The sequence below is a fragment of the Methyloprofundus sp. genome (assembly GCF_965251085.1).
In the GTDB taxonomy this organism is placed as follows: Bacteria; Pseudomonadota; Gammaproteobacteria; order Methylococcales; family Methylomonadaceae; genus Methyloprofundus.
This window is the reverse complement of the sequence record NZ_OZ252594.1, coordinates 4,695,531-4,719,266: the sequence shown is the minus strand read 5'-3', so window position 1 is coordinate 4,719,266 and position 23,736 is coordinate 4,695,531. Positions and strand designations below refer to the sequence as shown.

Genomic DNA, 23,736 nt, shown 5'->3' with positions numbered 1-23,736 from the left:
AAACAGGTTCAACTATTCTCAAACGGTGTGGATTCCGCTGGCTCTTGACTAAAGCCTTGCTTATCTTCAATTAAATAAGCGGGTCTGGCTTTAATTTCATCATAAATCTTGGCAATATATTCGCCGATAATGCCCAGGCTGATCATGATAAAACTACCTAAAATTAACAAGGTACCAATAGTCGTGGTAAAACCTGAAACAGCTTCATCATTAAACCAGTTCCAGAGTGCGTCCGCAGCAACTATAAACCCAAAAACAAGGGTAATAGAACCAAGGATTGTAATAATACGCAATGGCGCACTCGTAAATGAAATGATTGCAGTAGCTGCCAGCTCAATTAAACTCCCCAACGTCCACTTTCCTTCACCCGCATTGCGGCTTGCTACCGTAAAGGGAATCACCTGATGATTAAAGCCTACCCAATCTGTTAAGCCTCGGTAAAACCTTATTTTCTCAGGAAATTGATAACAAATGACATTGACAACCTCTCGGTCCAGTAATTTAAAATCTGATGAGTGTCGAATATCAATCCCCCCTAAACTCGAGAGTAATGCATTAAAAAGCTTAGCCCTAAGCCGCACAATAAAACTATCCTTAGAGCGGTTATCTTTGACTGCACTGACAATATGCGCACCATCTTTCCATGCTGCAATCATCTCGGGAATTATTTCCGGTGGATGCTGCAAATCAGCATCTATAGTAATCACACAATCTCCCTTAGCATTTGTTAGCCCCGCTAGAATCGCGGCTTCCTTACCAAAATTTCGACTTAATTTAATGGCCTTTAGTGTATGCTTTCCCTGCTTCACTAACTCAATAACTTTTTCATAAGTACCATCGTTACTACCATCATCCACAACAATAATTTCATAAGCAATAGAACATTTTTTGGCGACATTTTCTATTTCTTTGATGCTATGCTGAATTCCCACTGCTTCATTGTGAGATGGAATAACAATGCTCAGCAAAGCGTTAACTGTTTTCATTTCGTATGCTCCAGGCCGGACAAAAGATTATGTTTTTTTCTATTTAATTCATCCAGCTGCCGATAATTAATAAGTTCGATCCCGTGCTGCACACACAATTGACCAAACTCGTCACTTAACAGAAGATTAAGCTCAACTTCCCAGCGATGGTACCTTAGTAAATCAGGATCGGTGATTTCATCTCTATCAAAATACCCGGGATGGCACATTAATTCATAGACTTGGCCTGATTTGAGAGAGCCAAAAATTTTGTTTAAATAAGCAATCGTTAAATGACCACTTGCATTCAAGCCTAATAACTTAGGGGACTGAGGCATCGATTGTTGAGAATTAAAAACATTAATAGCAGAGAGTGCAGAATTTCTAAACAAAGCCCCAAAGGTTAACGGGGTGTGCCACTCTGACAGAGTCTTGCGGCTATTAAACAACTGGAATTCATTAACTAGCTGACAGAAAATTTTGTAAAGAGGTGGCAGCATATGCAGATGCTCATGAGAATTTAAAAACTTGATATCAATCTGCTGTCTTAAGCATCGTTCAATTTGCAAGCGCCACTCTTTCTCTATCATCGGTACAGGCAACTTACCGCTTAATATAGCGCGAACCATGCTTAATTTACCGGGAAATTCTCCCTGCCATGGACTTAAATAGTCCGCCAGTTCTATAGATAAAGGCGTTCCATAACTAATATTGAGGTGTACCCCGGTATCTAATTCAGTAACTGGCTTTAACCATTGCGCATACTCTTCAAAACCAGGGCTATTAGCCATAAAGCCCGTCGCTGTAATTGCACCATGCTCTGCACCTTGCAAAATGCCTTTGCTGGTACATGCATAAAAGCCGTAGTCATCGGCATTGATTATAAGATATTTTGCACTCATTGAATCACTCAGCTTATTGTTCTTTTCCTATAGACTTACGCGCTCTGGCAAAAAAATAATTTTGAAAATTTCGCCCGCCAAGGCATATCGTCCATGTTAGTAACGCAAACCAGTAGGGGTAGCGTAACGTTTTCTTACCGGCCAGCGCGCCGCAAATAATTCTTTCAGCCAGCTTTCTTCGGGAGGCAAATAGAAACTGACTGCTCGCCGATTTCTTCATCATCCCCGATTCAAAAATTCCCGGTTCAACGATCATGATACTGCAATCTTTTCGACCCATAGCGTAAAGTTCCATTTCTAGACTTTCTCCCCATATACTCAGTGCAGACTTGGCAGCATTGTAGCCAGCACTTGAGTGCATACCATGCCAGCGGCCAATACTTGAAATCAGCACTAATGAGGTTTTATGCTCTGCACAACATAACCATTTAGATAATTCCATACTGGAAAAACAGTTTACCTGAAAAGTTTCTCTTATTTTCTCTAGAGATAAAACGGAGGTATCAGAATGTTTTATGCCTGCACATAACACCGCAATATCTATTGAATCAGATGTAATCTGGTTTTCTTGTAGCGCTTGGGTTATGCCATTTACTTGCGATAAATCTGCGATAACAAGCTTTACCGGCGCTGTTTCGGGTAATTGAGCGATTAATTCAGCATACGCTTGACGATTTCTTACTGTGCCCACTACGTCAGCGCCCTGCTGTAGGGAGTATAAAAGAATCTCCAGGCCTAAGCCACGACTAACCCCGGTGATCAAAACCCGCTTTCCAGATAAATCATTCTTTGCCTGAAATGGCAGAGCTATTAAATATTTCATATAATTCCAGAAAAACCAGACCATTGTGATGGCCAGTGAAAGCACAAAACCAGCACCCCACCTGAGCAGTGAAAATGGAACCTGCCAGCCTACAGGCGCAGCAGATAATTCGACATAGCCTTTGCCATCACACTCATGCAAAGCAATCACAGCATTTAAAATAAATCTTACTGGATGATCCCTAAACAAGAACTTACTCAGCATGTCCAGCCGGGCAATGCGAAATTTACTCAGGCCTGGTTTAGCCAGAAACAAGGCAAAACCTTTCGGTCGGGTAAAAACAAAAGGAGCCTGCAGCAGATAATCGGCTAGCTTATCAAAGAGCTGCGGTTGTGGAGAAATATCCAGATAAGCGCAAATCGCATTATATTCCTGCGGGTCAACCTGCCACAGTGGAAAAAGAGGACTATTTGTCATGTTACAACTTTGCATTCTGGGCAACTCTTGTCGCATGCGCGGCTAGAGAGAGGGTAATAGATTTACTGGGTAAGGAGGGGAAAGCGGCACCATCAGCAATATACAGATTAGAAAAAAGGTTTGCCTGGCCATTTTTATCACACTTTTTAGGACCATTTCCCATAGGCACAGTACCTGCGTAATGTATTCCGCTTCCAAAAGGCGATTGAATTATCCCTTGCGGAATACAAGCCAGTCGCCACAGCGCTTTACGCACAGTGGCAACAGACTGCTCGACATAGCGTTTACTCTCAGCCGTCTCAGTGTATTGAAGCTGTATCTTATCCCACCTACCGCCCTCGTCCACGAGCAACTGTTTATTATTCGACGTTATTTTATCAGGAAAAAATAAACTCACTGTCCCAAGTGCTGACTTTAAGGTGAAAAAAAGTTGTTTTGATAGCTTAGCATCAAAGGGCAATGATTCAATCAGGGGGTGATAGATTAAACTAGTCAGTTGTAGCATTTCACCGTGCAGGTAGCGTGGCCAGGAATCATGTGCAGGAGATGCATTAACAATGCCCATAATTAATCGATTAAATTGAAATGACCGCTCTTCCACAGCCTGGCCAATATTTCGCAGTGCCACATAGGGTAATTTAATAACCTGGGTATCCATTAAGCCTTCGGTCTCAGTTGACAGTTCAGGATACGCTGACTTTAGGGTACGTAGAAAAACGCCACCTGTCTGCAATGCCCCAGCGGCAAGAAATACCGTATCACAGGTGCTTTCATGAATTTCCTGAGTCTTGGTATCCAGATAACGAATGCCGCAAATTCTGCGTTCACTCGACAACAGAGAGAGTACATATCGCCCTGATATATAATTAAAGCCTGCATACTTTGCACACTCTTCAAGTGTACTCACAGGATTATAAATTGATTGCCTCGGGCAGCCCCATAAACACCGCTCACAGTAATCGCAAGCATCATCTCGCAGCGGATCGGTAACAACAGCGAGCCTTGCCTGACCAATTCTAACCCCCATCTTGTTAAACGTTTTGCTATTTTTCTTATAGGTCTGCAATATCCTTTGATCTACTCTGGACATTTGTATGGCAGATTGGGACGGATATGCACCTGATAAGAAGGGGCTTAAATCATCTTTATCAGGCCCCGCAACTGCAATACGTTTATAAACGCTTTTATAGGCCGCTTGCATTTCAGTAGAAGAAATGGGCCAATCGCCAAGATCATCATCATCGAAGGATAACGCATTTGCCCCCCAGCCATTTGCCAGTCCGCCTTTATTTAAAGAGCCATAAGGGAAAAAGCTTTCCGAATTGAAGCCCCAGAGGGAGTCATCTTGTGACGTTAAAAAATGCCTGGAAGGTGGATATCGGAGCAGTTCATCAGTAGCGGGAGGAATTAATGCGGATAAGTCTTTACCAAGGAAATAAGCAGTGGGGTCATCAAGCGTCTTTTTTAACTGATGAAACGTAGTCTCTGCCTCTGGAAATGGACTTTCCTCACGCCCAACGTCCCAGAGTTCTACATCAAATTTACGTTCTAAAAGAGTCAATGCAGCATGGGCCCCAGAAACACCAGCTCCTACAACGATTATCTTTTTCATGTAATCTCAAGATTTATTAAGCTAATAATGTTTCTCAACTCAGGATCAGGTAAATTGATAACAGTCCAAACATCAATCCAATAGAATGTCGAAGACCAATAATTTCTCCTATCCATACCCCATAGATAGTAACAAGAATAATCTGGCCTACTGTCATTGCTGGATAGATTTTATTTAGCGGGAAGTACTGCAGTATTCGGGAATATAAGATAAAAGATATCCCATAAGCAACCGCACTTATGCCCATAAAAAAAATCCAGTAGGCTGTGCTGACATCGTAGACTGAAGATTTTTTTAGCAGAGCCTGCGCTAAAGACGTGGCAAAAACAGCGATTAAAACTAGCCATATATGGGACATTTAAAAACTTTCCTTAACTAAGGTGGATATAAGTACCCAAGCATAATTAATCCAACATTTTACTGGTCTTTTTTCTCATTTTCAGCGTTGTATAAATAGTTGCGTAGCCACACTGCGCCGTGTATGCGCCTTGAAAATGAAAATAAATTCTGCGTAAAATTTGTTAAATTAATTATGCTCGGGTACATACAGGATACAAGTCATCTTAACCCATCTTCGTGACTTATACAGTCAATTCCCCATTATTTCAATGAGTTAAATTTTTCAATCGGTCTCAGTTGGCACTACAGATTTCATATCAACGGTCGTTTTAATTTTTCCTATCGGGTCGGGGTTAATATTCAAAGCAGTATAGATTTGTTTTTGTCTGGTTTCTGCTTTGCTTGTGGTTCGCAAGTGAATGATTGTATCGTTATCAGTGGGTAAGGTAATGGTCAAACGTTGCTGGGTCGACATAATGTTGCGAATGCTTTCCCAGCTTAGATGAATGCCCTGCAGTTTAAGCTGATAACGCAGTGTATGTACCAAGTGGTAAGCTAATAATGTAATGAATAGGTGTCCGGTAACCCGGTCTTCTTTTTGGTGGTAGACAGGGCGCAAACCCAGTTCGGTTTTCAGGCTTCTAAAGGTCGCTTCAATCTCTGTGAGCATGGTATAGGTCGTCCATAACTGTTCTTCCGACCAGTCAGGGATATTTGTTCTTAGGCAGTACACACCACAGTGTTGATCTTTCTGGTCACTTTCAGATTTACGTTTCCATTCGATACTGGTGGCTTTGTTTTTTTTGTCATCCGCCATGACGTTGATGGTGTAGTCAGCAGCAACGCGGCTATGTTTTTCACGTAGCCGGCCGATACGTTCCAGTATTTTGTCGTATTTTTTAAGGGTGCCTTTTTTGCTCAGGCCCGTGTGCAGTTTTTCCAGGGCTTCTTCCAGACGAACATGAAAGCGGTTACGGATACCTTGTTCTTTTTTTGCCTTTTGTTCTGAGTGACAATAGAGTCGGGTTTCCCTGGTTTCTGGATCAACTTCACGATACACAACGACATTACTGTCCGGGGTATCCCTGACTGTTACCGGGCTTTCCTGGTCTCTTGGGTTTTTTACGTGCTGTTCTCGACTGACGACGAGATAATGATAATCTTGTTCGATTAACCAGGCAACATTGTCGGCACTGGCAATGCCGGCATCCATGATAACCACCGGCTTTATTTGATGAAAGGGATCCTTGTCTCGCAGTCCCTCAAGCATGAGCTTCAGAGTCGCGGGCTCACTGGCATTGCCGGGAAAAACCTGACTACTCAATGGGAAACCGTCACCATCCAAAATCAGCCCCAGGGTCACTAGTGGACAGTCTGTGCGTTTCTCTTTGGAGCGACCGAATTGCGCTTTCGGGTTTTGGGTACATTGGCCTTCAAAATAAGTATTGGTCAGATCGTACAATACAATCTTGCGGTTTAAATTGAATAAAGTCTGCTCGCGGTTAGCCAGAAATGATTCAAGAGTTGCCTGGTGTTTGAGTAACTTGTCACTGACCGTATATAATCGTGTCAGGCTTGTATTGCCGTAGTCATGATCCAGCAGCTCACCCAGCCCCGTTCGATTTTGCAACCAATCATGTGTTTTCAATTCACTGCCGGGTGAAACTATACGTCCGATGATACTGCCCAGTGCTGTCACCGTATCGATTTTATTAAAGCCCAGTGCTGTGAGTTTCTCATCTAGCTGCAATTGCTGTGCAGCATGCAGTGCCAAGGTTTCCACGCCTATACTGCGGGCATTAATGGCTTCGACATGGTTAATATCAACAGAATGATAATCCCGTTCTGAGCTTTGTGAGTCTAGTGGTTGTGACAGTTTTGCAGTCATCAGTGCGCTATAGCGTTGAGCCGTTGCTTCCAGCAGTTGATTTAAATCATCAGCTAAATGGAATAGCTCTTCCTGATGGGGTTCCGAACCTTGTTGTAATTGTTCAATTCTGGCCGTTAGCAGGGGCCAATACTTTTTCTCGATAGTAAAGTCCGCACCTATATTGAGCAATGTGCGTTGCTTGACTTGTTTCCCTATACGAAAAGACTCAACAATGCGGTAAGTGAAATAAGCGGAGCCGTCTTCCAGACTCTTTGTTTTGGTTCTTCGAATATACATGCCACTAGCATCAAGGAAAAACCAGGAAAAATCAATAGGCAGAGCAAACTAAAATGGCACTACAGGAGCCTCAAAAAAAACACCTTTGATTTTAAAGGAGCTTTTTTGATGAAAATTTTATGCGAACGATAAATCAATAACTTGGAAAGATAAAAGTGACGAAGATGGGTTAAAGATGAAAAAGCTTTTTTTCTAATTACCTTTATCTCAAAAACCAAAAAACACGATGCCTGTTTTTTTGACTTTCACAGCTCTACATAGCAAGCCAAAAGCCCTAGGAGGCTGCCCGAGAATAGCTTTCCCTCGCGACGGTTTCTACTCTCGGACAGCCTCCTAGTATATACTCCCCCCGTATAAGAATAAACCTTAAACAGGAAGCTCCCTCTAACAGCGCAAAGTCTGTGATAGGCTAGTTTGGAGAGTATTAGAGTGGCGTAATAAAGCAGCCATATACAATCGTAAAGAGCAAAGGGAGTTAATCAGGTTCTTGCAGGTTTTGTTCTTGAATATATGCCATTGCCTGTTGCGAATAACTAAGAGAGTAGGAATATTTCTTGCTATCATTCGCGGCAACCAAATTAACCAGCATGAAATAGCAAAAGATAAGCAACAGATATTTTGGCAGCTTTTTTTCATTATTCTTTGCCCAATCATTAACGAAGCTTAAAACGGGAAACAGCGCTATCGGAAAAACGATAAGAAGGTGCCAGAAGCTAAAGATAATCGGGGAGAGGGCAGAACTTAATAATACCGCGAATAGCGTACCGACAACATAGAGCAGTAACCATTTTTCATGACTTAATTCAGCCGCTGCATTTTTTCTGGTTATAAAAGGTTTAATTTTTATCCAGGCGGCATAATTGGCTTTCAGGGTAAACAATAACGAGAGGCCGCCCATAGCAAAAAGTAGACCGCGCCATGAATACAGGGTAACCGTCTGCACTAATGTATTAGCAGATAAGGCATTAAAACTAGCCCCTAGAACAATTTTATTGGTAAACAGAAAAGAAGCATATCTGAGCCAGTAATAAAATGCTTTCAAAACAGGGTATACATGCACCCCTCCCCAACCTATATACCGCCCATCGCTTTCATTACCTTCATTTTTAGGAATCCCCTGATTAATAAGTGATTCTTGCAAGTAAGGGATTAAAGATATCAAAATGACCACAGCCGAAGTTATTAAGCCTAACCAGTGAATTTTGATAATTCCTCTATAAAACAAAAAACTTGAGATCACGGCTAAAATTGGCCAAGAGTAATGTAATTGCATGGCCATACCAATAGCAAGCAGGTGCAAAAATGAATACAAAAATGACTTCTTGTGCTGCATTTGAAATGCTGTCCAGAAATGCAAGGCAGTAAAGAAAGACAAGTAAGAGGGGTTCCAGAGAGTATTCTCAAATAAAAACCATGGATTTAGCCAGTAAATGACCATAAAGACCAAGCGAATCTGCGGGTCAAATATTTTCTTTATAACCGAATCAAAAAGCAGAAAAGACCCGATATGCAAGAAAATAAGAAACCCCATGGGCGCCCAGGGCGAAAGCCAGATTTTCAGTGGCGCACCGATTATATAGGCCGAAAGAGACCCGGGGACATTGCCAAGAGAGCTTGCCGTATTACCATAACTGAGCCATATATCCTGAATGGCTCCCATATAGCCCTTAATTAACATTTGCTTCTGGGAAGGGCCTACGATTTGCTGGCTGCTATATAGAAATGCAAGTAAAAGGCCTACTATAAAAATACCAATAAAGAGTAAATGAAAGTGTTTTGTTATAAAAGGCTGAGGGGAACTCTGTTCATTACTAGTCATATTCTGTACGTTGCTAAATTAAATTATCTATTCAAGGGCCATGAAAGCTGTTCATACAAAAGACCAAAGCTTATCAATACACATGTAAAATTCGCCACCTCAAAAGAAGTAACACTGTACCTGCGCAGGCTTGCATTATACTTCGCGCGGCCACGGTTGCGCTGTTATAACGAGTCGATTTTTGTTGCGAGCAAGGCGCTGAAACAGGCGCATAGTTAGCTACGCAAAGTCTCAGTAACGCAGCTATCGGCAAAAATCGGCCGCTAGAAACCGCACCCGTGGCCGTGCGAAGTATAGTTCACGGGATTTCTATAATCGTCTGTATCAGGCCCTTTTCTAAAGTATGGAAATGAGAAAAGCAGGGCTTTTAACCGGCCTTTTTCAGATAGTCCGCAACCAGCACTATGCGTACGCCATTAACACGGCCTTCAATATGTTTCGGGTTATCTGTCAAAGAAATACTTTTCACGACGGTGCCTCGCTTGGCCGTAAACCCCGCACCTTTTACATCTAAATCTTTAATTAATGTAACCGTATCCCCTGCGAGTAATTGAGTGCCGTTATTGTCCACAGTCGCTACAACATCATCCTCTGCACTGCTACTCAAGCTTGCTGACTCCGCCCAGCTAAGAACTTCGGGCTCTAAATAAAGCATTTCAGATAAATCCTGTGCCCAGGACTCAGCCGATAAACACTGGAGTACTCGCCATGCCATAACCTGAACAGCAGGCTCTGGATTCCACATACTATCTTTAAGACTACGCCAATGGCTTGCATCCATGGTTGCTGTGTTGGCAATCTGCTGTACGCATATGTCACATAATAAGACTGATTTTTCAGCACTGTCTTCATTATCAGGTGGAACGTTATAAACAACCAGGTTTTGTTCAGCCGCACATAGCTCACATTTGGAATCACTACGTTGTAACAAAGTTTGTTCAGTACTCATAAAAAGACTCTTTATTAAATATATAAAGCCTATTATCCCTTTTTTTCTATAGCCATAGCAAAAATCATGTACTATTTCATCTCATATTAACCGGGAAAAAACCAACAAATGAAACTATCGCTCATAGTCGCCATGGCATCAAATCGGACCATTGGTTTAAATAAGCAAATGCCCTGGTACTTATCTGCCGATCTTAAGAAATTTAAGAAAATCACTATGGATCACCCTATTATTATGGGGCGAAAAACATTTGAATCCATCGGCCGTCCACTGCCCGGCCGGCAAAATATTATTATCAGTCGCAATCCAGATTATCAGCAACCGGGTTGTCTTGTTTTTAATAATCTTGATAACGCGCTACAAAGCTGTGCTGAGATTGACGAAGTATTTGTTATCGGTGGCGCAACCTTATATGAGGCGACTTTAGAGCGAGCCGATAAATTATATATTACTGAAATTCAACAGGCATTTGATGGCGACACCTGGTTTCCGGAAATTAACCTGGAACAATGGCATGAAATAGCTCGCGAAGATATTAATAATGATAACAATGTTACTTTTAACTATAGTTTTATTGTCTATGAAAAATAAGTATTTATGCTATACGAGTAGGATGAGGGTTTAGCTCGCCATTGTCTATATAGCTTACTAAAGGCAGGCGAAAATCATGTCCTACAGTTTATATTGATTTGAATAAATAAAGGTATGCCAATGAACGTAACTAAAGACCAAGAAGAAAAACTATTTACCAATAAAGTAATTGAAGTGGTCATTCGTATCGCTTTAATTTTTGTCATTATTGGATTGTGCTTTGAAATTATTAGACCTTTTATGATTATTGTTGTATGGGGTATCATTATTTCGGTTGCCATTTATCCACTTTATAACCGGCTAAGTATCGTACTGGGAGAGCGATATAAGCTAGCGGCAACTTTATATACATTGCTCGCCTTAAGCTTATTGATTGCTCCTTCCATCATGATCACTAGTTCACTGGTAGAGACATCCGCCCATCTGGCTAAAGGTTTTAGTGAGGGCACGCTGGAGATCCCCCCGCCCAACAAAAGTGTTAGCGAATGGCCCTTGATTGGTGATAAAGTTTATGCGGTCTGGAGTCAAGCTTCGAATAATCTAGAAGATACATTAAGACAAAATACCGCACAAATCAAAAAACTGGGTGAGGCTTTTATTTCTGCCATTGCTGGTGTCAGTGGTAGTATTTTACAATTCATTTTATCCATTATCATCTCTGGCATTTTTTTAGCCAACACCAGAAAAGCCTATGCTGTAACAGTGAAAATAGCTTCACGCCTTACAGACGATGAACAAGGCCTGCAATTTACGACCCTGGCCACCGCAACCATCAGAAGTGTTGCTCAGGGAGTACTTGGAGTTGCCGTTATTCAGGCTGTTCTAGGAGGTATGGGCATGTATGTTATGGATATACCAGGCTGGGGACTCTGGACAATCTTTATACTTATTCTTGCCGTGGCTCAATTACCGCCTCTTTTAGTCCTTCTTCCTGCAATTTTTTATGTCTTCTCTGTGGCTGATACTACCCCTGCAGTCATATTCACTATATGGAGCCTGGTTGTAAGCATGAGCGATAGCTTTCTGAAACCCTTACTTCTAGGTCGAGGAATGGATACTCCAACACTAGTTATCCTGCTCGGTGCCATTGGTGGCATGATGTGGTTTGGTATTCTAGGACTATTTGTTGGCGCGATTACACTGGCATTGGGTTATGAGATATTTATGGCATGGCTGGATAAAGAGGCACAACAGCAATGAGCTTATTTACCAATCAGGATACTCAATACCCCAAAGGATAAGCTTTTATGAGACAACTCTTTTTTACGATTCCCCTGCTGTTCTTATTTGCCGGGTGCGCTTCCTATACTCAGACATCTTGATTCAGACGAAACTAATTTGAGACCATTTCCTAATTTTTTGCGGATGAAGTCAGCTCATAAATTAAGCGCAGATCGGTTCCTGGATAATTGAGTTCCGTTTGATTGAGTTGTTCAAATAACTTTTCTATTGCTTTATTACTTGCAGGTCGGGAAGTACTATGCACACGTATCCGAAGTTGTTTTTTTACTTCATCGGGTAATATATCTGCTTCTGTCACAAACAGCGTTTGTAATAGTTGCCTTGCCATCGGAAAGTCGATTGTCGGTGAGGTTAGCAGAGCGGCCATTGCTGTTTCTGCCCGATAAGCGATCATGTTGACAGTATCTATCAGCCGCTTTTTCCCTGGCAGAAGCTGTTCGAACTTATCTTCGTCTCTCAACTCTTGCCAGGTAATGTGTTTGGGCGTTTGGCTTAGTTGTTCCTTGATGGTTTTTAGTTCATTTTCATAATGCTCTATTTCTTCGAGTAATTCTGCTCGTTTTCTTTCCCATTTCTTGTATTTCACATCTTCCGTTTCATCTTTTTTAATCACCGGATGAAGTTCCATCGCTGCAAATCGAGATAGACGGTAATTGAGTTTGGATTGTATCGAATTACGCTGTCCTTCCTGTTGGCGCCTATCAGGGTTGACCACCTTTTGGGTATCGGATAGTGGCTCTATTCCATACTCCTGTAGCATACCTAGCCCATAGTGGTGCTTCATATATCTAAAAAAGTTCTCTTGGCACCACCGGCTAAACATTCGCCCAGAAACAGCCGTCAATTCTAGTTCATAGGCTGTGGTAATAATACTGGTTTGGTGACCAGAATCAGTCAACTTGCGCACTTCTCTCATCCACATCGCCTGTTTTCCAGTTCCAACCAGACTGCCTCGTTCGGCGAGTTTCATGATGACTTTTTCACCACTCGGTAGGGTGATCTCCTGACTGGAAAAATTGTCCAGTGGCCAATTTTCGGTGGGAAATTTATGATAGGTCATGCAAGCGACACGATGCTTGTCCCACATCTTTCTAAAGAATGCGGGGCTATAGCCTTCTCTATCAAACACCAGGATAAAACGACAGGCTTGTTTGTTTTGCTGTAATGCTTGTGCACTCGGTTGATTCGGAATGTCTTTGAGTAATCGGGGGACGATATCTTCTTCCAGCGTTTTTAGTAAGCCCGGATCCACCGTTTTTTCAACGACAAAGAAGGGACGCCCCGTACCATCATTAACCCAGTAGTCGGTGATACCCCGTAAGCAGAGTTTTTCGCGTGAAACATGCCGTTTGGGAAGTTTAGTCAAGTGTCCATGATAGACACGGACATGACCATCTATGTAGAGTGTTCCTGCTGCCTCTGGTTCATTTTCCATCCATTGTCGACTGAGGTCGGCCGCCCAGCTTTCAACTGATTCTGGATCAGACAGTCCTTTTACTTTGGTTCTTAAACAGCGCACTTCGGGAACCCGATCCAGGCCAAGTAGTTTGCCGAATTCACCCGGTGCATGCTCGCGAAGTTGTTCGGCATTTTTGATGCGACATAGTCCCATAAAGGCGAGTAGCAATAGGATATGAAAGGTTTGATAATAACCTGTCAGTTTGCCCAGGTGGCGCTCAATGTCATTTAATAAGCCATTGCCAAGTAACGCGGGCAATGCACATAACACACCGCCTTTAGGAACATCTAAACAGGATTCGAATTCGATTGAGGCTCCCTTTTCCTGCTCACCCAAAGCAGCCTGGATTCGCTCTTCTACTCGAGTGCAGGCCGTACCAAGCACATCGGCTGCATTGGCATCTATAATATCACGGGCTGATTTGGTACTGCCATCATTGGGGTCTATTGATGCGGCAGACTTTTTTTTAAACGTCCATCACTGATCGCCTTGCGAAAGGTATCTGCCCGGATGCCTAATTCTTTAGCGGCTTCGTTAGGCGTCATACCTTGATCCAGATATTCCTGAGCTTGCTGCAAAACCTCAAGCGTAAAGAGTGGTCCTCCCTTGCGAGTCGGGCGAGGTTCAAAAAACGAATCAGCCCCTTTTTCTCGTAGTTGCCTTAATGAGCGCATAACACTACTTTTAGAGACACCAAAGGTTGTAATAATATCGATTGAACGACAGGAGCCGGTATTGATGAGTTGAGAGGTGTGAAGTCTAAATAATCTCTTATTGTCAGCCTGGTGAGAATAGATCGGGATACCGCCGAGGAAATAAAACCACTCATCATTTCGGTTATCAACACTGACCTGACCATTTATAATAGTCGTACCCTGAGGAATTATTGGGAGCATGAGTTGCTGCATTAATTGAATACCTCGTATGATATGAGGGCTTAGTTTAACCTAAATGAGTACCATTTTCATTTCTTTAGCTGAAAATATCAATCATTTGACAATAATTCCCTAACCCTTTAATTATATTGCCTAGTTTAAGTTTTAATGGATTTCTTTTAGGATAGCGAATCAAGATGTCTGGAATTAGGTTTAAATGCCGACCTCAGTCAATACCAAAGTTATGCCTGGCTAGAGACTGTCACGACGTTAAATGATCCCAGTGGTCAATGGCAGCCTTCCGGCCTGGATATCGCAGGAGAAATTAAATTTTTTATTGATCGAGAACTGAGCGACCATGGCTTATATCTTAGTAGTTCGAACCCGGAATTAGCCGTTTCATTCCAGCTCGGCGCAAATATGCAGGCCTTGAAATTAAAAAATGATCCCGATTCTAAACTGGCTGTGCTAACAAATGTACCTGATGCCGCATTAATGGTCGTTTTAATTGACACGGCTACAAACAATATTATCTGGATTAGTAAAGCGGAAGCCGAGATACAGCAACATGATAGTAAAGAAATAGTGCTTAAGCGTATTGATTATACAATTACTGAAATGTTTAAGGCACTCACTAGAAAATCATTTTTTTAAGTCTATTGCTATGGGTTTTTGACGATTAGGAAAAAGTTAAACTTTACGTGCTAAATAATCAAGTAAAACCGTGGGTAAAACTCTTTTTAAATAGCCAAATAGATAGGTTGGGAAGGTCACATAATAACGGATTTTAGGTCGCTTTGACTCCATAGCATGAATTACTTTCTGCACCACCGCATCTGCTGGTAAGGTAAAAGGCACTGCAGGACCTTTTTTCTGCAGACGCACTTCCATATTCTGATAGGTTTGTTGATGCGGGCTATTAGCCGGATCTATATTTTTTTGATATAAAGCAAAAGCATTTTTACGAAAATCACTGCTAATAGGCCCCGGTTCAATTAGAGAAAGATGAATATTAGTGCCATGCAATTCCAGTCGTAGTGTGTCCACCAGCCCTTCCAAAGCAAATTTACTAGCATTATAAGCCCCTCGATAAGTCATGGCGATAAACCCTAAAACCGAGCTATTATAAATAATCCTCCCATTGCCCTGCGCGCGCATTAGGGGAATAATCAGGTTAGTCAGCTCATGTGTACCAAACAAATTAGTCTCAAATTGCTCGCGTAAAACATCGCGCGTTAAATCCTCTACCGCACCCGGCTGTCCAAAAGCACCATTATTAAATAAGCCATCAATTTTGCCATCTGTTAATGCGATAACTTGCTTGACTGCATTCTGGATACTATCACTGTCGGCTAAATCCAGCTGTACCGCCTCAAAACCTTCATCTATCAAACGCGTAACATCTTCAGTTTTTCGGGCAGAAGCTATAACCCGATAGTCACGTTGCTTTAACATAACTGCCGCTCGATAGCCTATTCCAGTCGAGCAGCCCGTAATTAATATAGTTTGTGTGGTCATTTTGGTCTTAATTATGTAAGAGTGATTTGCACTTTTATGCTATGATTTATGACAACTGAAGTATGCTTCAGACCTTGTTTTTTCTTATTTCTAACAGCGCCTGCTGTTTACTTAATCTTACGAATCATTTAATGAGCTCAATCTGGAATTCCTGTCTGTCCCGTCTTGAAAATGAAATCTCTACAAATGATTTAAACACCTGGATTCGACCATTACAAGCGCAAGAAGCAAAAGATGTCATTACACTTCTAGCACCTAATCAGTTTATTATTGCGCATGTAAAAGATCATTTCCTGGGCAAGATTGAAGATGCCGTCTATGAATTCTCCAGCGGTCAATATACTGTAAAAATGGAGATAGGCTCAAAAAATGTTAAATCTGCCGAAATAGTCAATCGAAACACGCGCACCACTGGCCCGGCTAGGGAGCCACAGAAAAAGAAAAAGACGCCAACCTTTATTAACACTGCTTTTAACTTTGAGAATTTTGTAGAAGGTAAGTCCAATCAATTAGCCAAAGCCGCTTCCATACAGGTATCTGAAAATATCGGCAAAGCCTATAATCCTTTGCTGATCTATGGCGCTTCAGGATTAGGTAAAACGCATCTCATGCATGCCATCGGAAATGCAATTCTAGCAAAAAACCCTAATGCAAATGTAGTGTATTTACATTCAGAAAAATTTGTTCAGGATATGGTCACATCATTCCAGCAAAACAGTATCAATGCCTTTAAAGAATATTACCGCAATGTTGATGCATTATTTGTCGATGATATCCAGTTTTTTGCCGGAAAAGAGCGCTCGCAAGAAGAGTTTTTTCATACCTTTAACACGCTAATGGAAAAGAAAAACCAGGTTGTTCTAACCTGCGATAAATACCCTAAGGAAATTGAAGGCCTTGAGGATCGTTTAAAATCTCGCTTTGGCTGGGGCCTACCCGTTGCAGTCGAGCCACCCGATCTGGAAACACGCGCAGCAATTCTAATGAATAAAGCTCTGCAAAATGGCGTAGAACTGGATCATGAAGTGGCTTTTTTTATAGGTAAGCGGATTCCATCCAATGTACGAGATCTGGAAGGCGCATTACGCCGTGTTCTGGCCAATGCTCAGTTTACCAGAGCGGATATTACCATTGATTTTGCTAAAGAAGCATTGCATGACTTAATCTCGCTACAAGATAAACTGGTCAGCATAGAAAATATTCAAAAAACGGTCGCCGAATATTTCAAGATCAGGATCGCGGATATATTATCCAAAAGCCGCAAACAATCAGTCACACGCCCACGACAAATCGCCATGTCACTGGCAAGAGAATTAACCAGCCATAGCCTCCCAGAAATTGGCGATGCCTTTAGTGGCCGCGACCATACCACCGTAATTAATGCCTGTAAACGAATTAAGGCATTACGTTCCACTGATTATAAGGTGGATGAAGATTATGCAAATTTATTGCGTACTTTATCGCATTAATTTTAATAAAGAAGAGTGCGATAGCTATTGCTGTCACTAGAAAAAAGCTAACGCTTTTTGACTCCCGATGCACTGTGCTATTTATAAAAGCTAATCCACAGCCTAATATTTAATAAGCAAAGAAACATGAAAAGAGCTTTTGACATTATTTTAGCGATATTTGTTTTAATTATTATTAGCGCCCCCTGCCTAATAATTGCACTACTAGTCAAACTCACGTCACCAGGCCCAGTTTTATACTGGTCAGATCGAGTAGGTATAAACAACGACTTGTTTAAAATGCCTAAATTTAGGAGTATGAAAACTGATACACCTGAAGTTGCAACCCATTTACTAAACGATCCACATAAAGCATTGACTCCGATCGGCAATTTTTTGCGTAAAACCAGCCTGGACGAATTACCCCAATTATGGAATATTTTTAAAGGCGAAATGAGCTTTGTCGGGCCACGGCCCGCCCTATTTAATCAGCATGATTTAATTGTATTGCGTACCGAACGAGGTATCCATCAGCTAATTCCTGGCTTAACCGGCTGGGCACAAATTAATGGTCGGGATGAATTGCCGACCCCTGAAAAAGTGAGACTGGATGATGAGTATCTGCACAACCGATCCTTCGCTAAAGATCTGAGTATCCTATGGTTAACTTTCTTCAGAGTTCTCAACAGCCATGGGGTAATGCATTAAACCTTTTGAGATAAGCCGTTTTGTCCCCATACTCTCTTAAGAACGCGCACGAAATAACTTAAGAATAAACGCCTTCTCCAGAGGGAGAAGGTTGGGATGAGGGGGGTTAAAAATGCTTGATTTTATCCTCCTCACCCAACCCTTTTATGCAAGAGAGGGCTTAAGTCAACAGCATTGCCCCCCCAAGCTTCAGCACGATAAAATATGTGCCACGAATATTCCGTATTCCACATGCTCCATATTCCTCAGCTATACGTTGTCATTCCTGCATGTTTTAAGCAGAAATCTAACTGGAGAAGCATAGATTCCCGATAAAAGGACTTCGGGAATGACGAGGTTTTTAACATACTGATGTTTTAATCTTTATTCTACTATGGCTGAGAGTTATACGTCATCGGGAATAACTTTTTAAACTCCATGCAAATTATAATGTCATATTGGTCTATTGTTACACTATGACAATGAAAAACCTTATGCAACTTTATCTCGCTAATAGTGATTATATTGACTAGCAGCACCCATTAGTCCACGCAAAAGCACGGGAACTTGCTAAAGATCTTTTTTAAAATTTAGCGTAGCCTGTATGGAGCTTGCGGAATACAGGATATTCGTGGCACCCATGTCCTGCATTACATAAATTCCATATTGGGCTACGCCTGAGTTAAGCGTTCTGTGGTGTAGTAAGAACATATAAATACAATGGATTGGAATAATCATCTAAATAAAATCTGCAGCTTCGATCTGGAATCCGATGAAAACGGGGTAATATTTGCTCTTGGAGCCGTTTTTCAAGATCAGGTCTTGCAGCGTAAAGCACCGTTTAATATCCGCCAGATCCTTAATCAACTGGATGATTTTGCTAAGGATGCCGAATTTTTATTAGGCCACAATATTATCGGGCATGACTTACCACTATGCGCTGCACTTAATCCTGATCTGGCTCTGCTTAAAAAGCCAGTTATCGATACGCTATATTTATCTCCACTCGCCTTTCCGGAAAACCCTTACCATCGCTTAGTTAAAAATTACAAATTAGTACGAGACAGCTTAAATGATCCTTTAGCGGATGCCAAGCTTGCCTTGTCTCTGTATCAGGATCAGTTCCAGGCACTGCAGGAGCAGCATGTCGAGTCAGACCTGTTATCTTTTTATTATTACGCCTTTGCTGAAAACGATCGATTTAAAGGCTTGCAGCGCAGCTTGCTGGTTATGGGCGCTGATTCAATCAATGCAAATACCGCCTTTGATCTATTCAAGACTTTAACCCAAAACCAAGTTTGTAAAACGTCTTTTAATAAAGTCATTCCCGCCTATTTACCTAATCCTGCTTTACGCCCTGCATTAGCTTATTGTTTAGCCTGGTTACGAGTCGCAGGTGGTAATTCGGTATTACCACCGTGGGTACGTGAACAATTCCCTGATGTTTCTTCTGTTTTACGGCAATTACGTGATGCTCCTTGTCAGGCACCGGATTGTCATTATTGTCAGGAAATTCATGATCCTGTCGCTCAATTACAGCGCTTTTTCGGTTTTCCTACATTTCGCGCGCAGCCTGAAAATTCTCAGGGTGGCAGTTTACAGCAAAGTATTGTTCAGGCAGGTATGCGGGACTCTCCCTTGTTTGCAGTGTTACCAACCGGGGGTGGCAAGTCTTTGTGTTTTCAGTTGCCTGCTTTAGTGCGTTATCAACGACGCGGCGCATTGACTATCGTGATTTCACCCTTACAGGCCTTGATGAAAGATCAGGTGGATAATCTGCGCAGTAAAACCGGATCGCCCAGTACTTCTGCCTTGTATGGTATGTTAACCGCACCCGAACGGGGTGAAGTGATCAAAGCCATACAGATGGGTGATATTGCATTGCTATATGTGTCGCCCGAACAATTGCGCAATTCGGGGTTTAAAAAGGCAATTGAACATCGTGAAATCGGCTGCTGGGTCTTTGATGAGGCGCATTGCTTATCAAAATGGGGACATGATTTCCGTCCGGATTATTTATATGTCGCACGTTTTATTAAAGAATTTGCAATCCATCAGCATGCTCTATTACCGCCAGTACAATGTTTTACGGCAACTGCCAAGCAAGATGTAAAACAGGAAATTATCGATTACTTCAAAGCGAATTTAGCACAGGAACTCATAGTTTTTGAGGGAGGTGTAGAACGTAATAACCTGCAATTTGAAGTCCAAACGGTCAATAGCGTGGATAAATATGCGCGTATTAATGCTTTATTGCATGAGCGCTTAGATGAACTAGAAACGGGTAGCGCAATTATATATTGTGCCAAACGCAACCAGACCGAAGAAGTTGCCGAGTTTTTACAAAACCTGGAGTGGCAAGTAGAAGCCTTTCATGCAGGAAAAAATGCCGCTGAGAAAAAACATATTCAGGAAAACTTTATTAGCGGTAATACGCGCATTATTACGGCAACCAATGCCTTTGGTATGGGGATTGATAAAGAAGATGTACGCCTGGTTATTCATGCTGATATACCCGGCTCACTGGAGAACTACTTGCAAGAAGCAGGACGCGCTGGGCGTGATCAACAGCTAGCGGAATGCGTTTTATTATTTGATGAAAATGATATTGATACGCAATTTAAGCTATCCGCTGCATCGCAGGTGAGCAAGCGAGATATAGCCCAGATATTAAAAGGTTTGCGCCGGACACGTAAAGATAAATTTGATAATGTCGTCGTCACTACCGGCGAGTTATTGCAAAACGAGATTGTAGAGACCTCTTTTGCAGCTGACGAATATAACGCGGGCACAAAAGTCATCACTGCTGTTTCCTGGCTAGAAAGGGCAGGTTTTATCCAGCGTAACGAGAATAAAACCCAGGTATTTCAAGGCAAGCCCATCGTTAAAAATTTACAGGAAGCTGAGGAGAAGATAGCACAGCTTAATTTATCGATACGCCAGAAAAAACGCTGGTTAGCTATTTTGGATACCTTATTTAATGCCGAGAGTGATGAAGGTTTTAGTGCGGATGAACTAGCGCAGATACCGGACTTTGCCGAGAAAACGCCGGCAGAAGAAAATAGGCACAACGAAACCGCAAGTCAACGAGTCATTCGCACGCTATTCGATATGTCGCAAGCGGGTATTATTCAGAAGAATTTATTATTAACCGCTTTTGTGCGTTACAAAGTTAAAAATTCATCTAGCCTACTCCTGGAAAAAATCTGTGAATTAGAAAATGAATTGCTTAAGCTTATGCAGGAACAAGCCCCTGATGCTGATACCGAAGAATGGCAGATATTATCCTTACGGCATATTAATCAACACTTGCTAGATCTAGGCTTTAAGGAATGTAGCCCCGGTGTGTTGCAATTATTACTGATCTCAATGAGTAAAGACGGGCAAGGCTTGGCGGGCAATAAAGGAAGTTTTTTTCTCAGGCATTCTGGTTTAGATCAGCTTAACCGGGGTTGGCCGGCCTTATCAGCAACCGTACGCCGCAGACAAGCGGTTGCATTACTGGTTTTACAGGAGATTTTAAGCAAGGTTCCCGTAGACACTAAAGCAGGCGCGGATTTACTGGTGGAATTTTCAATAGAAGAGCTACTAGCTGCTGTAAAACAAGATATAGAAATGCACTCCTCTTTGAAAGACCCACTAGCAGCGGTAGAGCGTGGGCTGAATTTCCTACATGAGCAAAAAATTATTACGCTGCAAAAAGGACTGGCGGTTTTTCGTAGTGCCATGACGATTCAAGTGTTGCCTGAAGCAAAAGGCAGACGTTATATCAAAGGCGACTATGAACCTTTATCACAGCATTATGGCGAGCGCATCTTCCAGGTGCATGTGATGAATGAGTATGCACTCAAAGGACTGGAGAAAATAGGCCATGCGTTAAATTTTGTGCTGGCTTATTTCTCGCAAGATAAAAGCGATTTCGTCAAACAGTACTTTAAGGGCCGCAGGGATATTCTGGAACGAGCGACCAGTCAGCAATCTTTTCAAAAGATTGTCAGTGATCTGCAGAACCCCCAGCAACAAGCATTGGTAGCAAGCCATGAAGATGATAATTTATTGATCTTAGCCGGGCCTGGATCGGGTAAAACGCGTGTAGTCATTCATCGATGTGCATATTTATTACGCGTTAAACAAGTGCCTGCCCGGAGTATTTTAGTGCTCTGTTTTAACCGCAATGCCGCCACAGAACTACGCCAGCGATTGTTTGATCTAGTTGGGCCAGATGCTAAAGCAGTGACAATTCAAACCTATCACGGATTGAGCTTACGCTTAACGGGTCATGCGCTGCATACTATGGATCAAGCGAGTGCCGGTGAAGGCGAACAGCTCTTTAAGACTATGATTCAGCAAGCCATTGATCTATTAACAGGAAAACAAGCTTGTTTGAATGAGAATAGCGATGAAATGCGTGATCGTTTACTTGCGGGCTATGGTTTTATTTTAGTGGATGAATATCAAGATATCGATGAGCTGCAATATCAACTTATTTCAGCCCTGGCAGGGAGAAATCAGGATGAAGATAACCGTTTGAGTATCTTAGCGGTAGGGGATGATGATCAAAATATCTACCAGTTTCGCGGTACTAATGTGGGCTTTATTCGTCAATTTGAACAGGACTATCAGGCTACACAGCATTATTTAGTTGAAAATTACCGCTCCAGTGCACATATCATCCAGGCGGCAAATCAACTTATCCAGCAGAATCATGACCGCATGAAACAAAAGCACCCGATCCGCATTAATCAAGGGCGCAAAGGTTTACCAGCGGGTGGTCGTTGGGAAAAGCTTGATCCTTTAACGAAGGGTCGGGTACAAATATTGCGCTGTGCAAATGACACTCGGCAAGCCCAGATTGTAGTGCAAGAATTACAGCGCTTAAAACAATTAGATAACAGCCTGGATTGGTCGCAGTGCGCAGTGTTATCAACTGAATGGCGTTTATTGAATCCTGTTAGAGCAGAGCTGGAAGCGGAGCAAGTACCGCTTAGTTTAGCCTTAGCTAAGCAAAGTCAACCCTCGCCCTGGCGTATTCGAGAAAATATAGCCTTGCTTAATGCACTAAAACACAGTTCGCATAAAGTGTGTAAAGCCAGTGATTGGCTAGATTATTTACAACAAGAGAGTGGTGGTAACGCTAATATCTGGCAGCAACAATTGCAGGACTTATTACATAACTGGGCTCTAGAAACGGGGAATGCAGAAACAAGTATTCAGCAGCTACAAGAATACTTGTATGAAGCACTTGCAGAACAACGGCGTGATAACCGTCTGGGGCAAGGCGTATACCTGAGTACCATTCATTCGGTGAAAGGCATGGAATTTAGCCATGTGTTTATTCTTGACGGGGGCTGGCAAAATCCCGCTAGCGAAGAGCAAAGACGCTTGTATTATGTGGCCATGACCCGAGCGAAAGAAACCTTATGCTTATTACAACGACAAGATCAACATAACCCCTTTCTGGAGACTTTGGCAGCCGACTGTGTATTACCACGCGAGATAGACGAGTCGCCCACAGCTGAATTGCAGATAAAAAATAAACACTATCTAATATTAGGGCTGAAAGATCTAGACTTGAGTTATGCAGCAAGCTTTAACGCAAGCCATCCTATTCATCAAACACTAGACACTCTGCAGGTCGGAGAACAAGTTTGCTTTAATCAGCAGAATAATAAAATAGTGCTACAAAAAAATAGTATCAGTATTGCTGCCTTATCAAAAAATGCGCAACTCCAGTGGCAAAGCAAACTCGATCGGGTACAGAGCATTACCGTTATCGCAATGATTACACGTTATAAAACCGATAGTGAAGAACAATATCAATCGCGTTGCAAAGTCGAGCAATGGGAAGTGCCGATGGTAGAGGTTGTTTTAACCTAGAAAAATCAGTTGCTAGAATACCGGGAAAAATATAGCTATACTTCGT

Annotated in this window: 17 protein-coding genes; 6 read left to right on the top strand and 11 right to left on the bottom strand. The window is 42.1% G+C overall.

The window, feature by feature from the left end; genetic code table 11:
- Positions 1-8: 8 nt before the first annotated feature.
- From ACQY3F_RS22290 to ACQY3F_RS22255, 8 genes are all read right to left on the bottom strand, one after another.
- On the bottom strand, positions 9-986 hold the full coding sequence (locus ACQY3F_RS22290; protein ID WP_428357321.1) for a glycosyltransferase family 2 protein: 978 nt from the start codon (positions 984-986) through the stop codon (positions 9-11).
- A complete protein-coding gene (locus ACQY3F_RS22285; RefSeq protein WP_428357320.1) occupies positions 983-1,867 on the bottom strand; it encodes a carbohydrate deacetylase in 885 nt (294 codons plus the stop codon). The genes ACQY3F_RS22290 and ACQY3F_RS22285 overlap by 4 nt, the downstream gene beginning before the upstream one ends.
- A gap of 13 nt (positions 1,868-1,880) precedes the next feature.
- Positions 1,881-3,107, bottom strand: a complete 1,227-nt coding sequence (locus ACQY3F_RS22280) for an SDR family NAD(P)-dependent oxidoreductase (protein WP_428357319.1) — start codon at positions 3,105-3,107, stop codon at positions 1,881-1,883.
- Position 3,108: 1 nt separating this feature from the next.
- A complete protein-coding gene (locus ACQY3F_RS22275) occupies positions 3,109-4,719 on the bottom strand; it encodes a GMC oxidoreductase (RefSeq protein WP_428357317.1) in 1,611 nt (536 codons plus the stop codon).
- A 34-nt stretch (positions 4,720-4,753) separates the two neighbouring features.
- Complete coding sequence (locus ACQY3F_RS22270) at positions 4,754-5,077, bottom strand: hypothetical protein (RefSeq protein ID WP_428357315.1); 324 nt, start codon at positions 5,075-5,077, stop codon at positions 4,754-4,756.
- A gap of 264 nt (positions 5,078-5,341) precedes the next feature.
- On the bottom strand, positions 5,342-7,225 hold the full coding sequence (locus tag ACQY3F_RS22265; protein WP_428357314.1) for an IS1634 family transposase: 1,884 nt from the start codon (positions 7,223-7,225) through the stop codon (positions 5,342-5,344).
- A gap of 475 nt (positions 7,226-7,700) precedes the next feature.
- On the bottom strand, positions 7,701-8,903 hold the full coding sequence (locus ACQY3F_RS22260; protein WP_428357313.1) for a hypothetical protein: 1,203 nt from the start codon (positions 8,901-8,903) through the stop codon (positions 7,701-7,703).
- Positions 8,904-9,411: 508 nt separating this feature from the next.
- Positions 9,412-9,993 (bottom strand): PhnA domain-containing protein, encoded by a 582-nt coding sequence (locus ACQY3F_RS22255; RefSeq protein ID WP_428357311.1) that lies wholly within the window; start codon positions 9,991-9,993, stop codon positions 9,412-9,414.
- A gap of 108 nt (positions 9,994-10,101) precedes the next feature.
- Here ACQY3F_RS22255 and ACQY3F_RS22250 point away from each other — a divergent pair, with 108 nt between their 5' ends.
- Entirely contained in the window at positions 10,102-10,584 is a 483-nt protein-coding gene (locus tag ACQY3F_RS22250; RefSeq protein ID WP_428357309.1) for a dihydrofolate reductase, read from the top strand.
- A gap of 120 nt (positions 10,585-10,704) precedes the next feature.
- On the top strand, positions 10,705-11,784 hold the full coding sequence (locus tag ACQY3F_RS22245; protein ID WP_428357308.1) for an AI-2E family transporter: 1,080 nt from the start codon (positions 10,705-10,707) through the stop codon (positions 11,782-11,784).
- A 151-nt stretch (positions 11,785-11,935) separates the two neighbouring features.
- Here ACQY3F_RS22245 and ACQY3F_RS22240 read toward each other — a convergent pair whose 3' ends face one another.
- A complete protein-coding gene (locus tag ACQY3F_RS22240) occupies positions 11,936-13,669 on the bottom strand; it encodes a putative transposase (protein WP_428357307.1) in 1,734 nt (577 codons plus the stop codon).
- Between the two features lie 59 nt (positions 13,670-13,728).
- Positions 13,729-14,193, bottom strand: coding sequence for a hypothetical protein (locus tag ACQY3F_RS22235; protein ID WP_428353027.1), 465 nt, complete (start codon positions 14,191-14,193; stop codon positions 13,729-13,731).
- Positions 14,194-14,361: 168 nt separating this feature from the next.
- On the opposite strand from ACQY3F_RS22235, the gene ACQY3F_RS22230 reads away from it, so the two are divergent.
- A complete protein-coding gene (locus ACQY3F_RS22230; RefSeq protein WP_428357791.1) occupies positions 14,362-14,814 on the top strand; it encodes a DUF4136 domain-containing protein in 453 nt (150 codons plus the stop codon).
- Between the two features lie 36 nt (positions 14,815-14,850).
- Here the strand turns inward: ACQY3F_RS22230 and ACQY3F_RS22225 are convergent, their stop codons facing one another.
- Positions 14,851-15,678 carry an SDR family oxidoreductase gene (locus ACQY3F_RS22225; protein ID WP_428357305.1) on the bottom strand — a complete coding sequence of 276 codons (828 nt, stop codon included), beginning with the start codon at positions 15,676-15,678 and terminating at the stop codon, positions 14,851-14,853.
- A 131-nt stretch (positions 15,679-15,809) separates the two neighbouring features.
- On the opposite strand from ACQY3F_RS22225, the gene dnaA reads away from it, so the two are divergent.
- The 3 genes from dnaA (at position 15,810) to ACQY3F_RS22210 (ending at position 23,690) form a co-directional block, all read left to right on the top strand.
- Complete coding sequence (dnaA, locus tag ACQY3F_RS22220) at positions 15,810-17,147, top strand: chromosomal replication initiator protein DnaA (RefSeq protein WP_428357303.1); 1,338 nt, start codon at positions 15,810-15,812, stop codon at positions 17,145-17,147.
- Between the two features lie 126 nt (positions 17,148-17,273).
- Positions 17,274-17,834 (top strand): sugar transferase, encoded by a 561-nt coding sequence (locus tag ACQY3F_RS22215; RefSeq protein WP_428357301.1) that lies wholly within the window; start codon positions 17,274-17,276, stop codon positions 17,832-17,834.
- Between the two features lie 699 nt (positions 17,835-18,533).
- The gene (locus tag ACQY3F_RS22210) at positions 18,534-23,690 is read left to right on the top strand and encodes a RecQ family ATP-dependent DNA helicase (RefSeq protein WP_428357300.1); all 5,157 of its coding nucleotides are present in this window, start codon (positions 18,534-18,536) and stop codon (positions 23,688-23,690) included.
- Positions 23,691-23,736: the final 46 nt, after the last annotated feature.